This window comes from Lysobacter sp. GQ73, assembly GCF_059758755.1.
The window spans coordinates 1-272 of the sequence record NZ_JCAXEE010000034.1; the positions used below are offsets into that span (position 1 = coordinate 1).

Annotated in this window: 1 protein-coding gene; it reads right to left on the reverse strand. The window is 67.6% G+C overall.

Annotated features, from left to right (window positions below):
- Positions 1-166 (reverse strand): hypothetical protein (locus AC6CH2_RS22550; RefSeq protein ID WP_498271170.1); only part of this gene is annotated, 166 nt, incomplete at its 3' end.
- Positions 167-272: the final 106 nt, after the last annotated feature.

The window sequence follows — 272 nt, forward strand, 5'->3', positions numbered from 1 at the left end:
GCGCCACCGATGCACAGGTGATCGTGCTCGGGGTGATCTTGCTGTCGTTCACCACCACGTTGGTCAGGTTGCCGCTCGCGCTGGTGTTGGTCACGGTGACCGTGTAGGTCAGCGTGTCGCCCAGCGACACCGTGCCCGAACCGTCTTCGTCTGCATTACCCGTCATCGCCTTGGCCAGGGTCTGGCTCAGCGCCGTCACCGGCGTGGTCACCGTAGTGGTGCAGGCCGGATCGGTGCTGCCCGCCGGGCAGGCCGGGCTGGTCGAGGTCGCC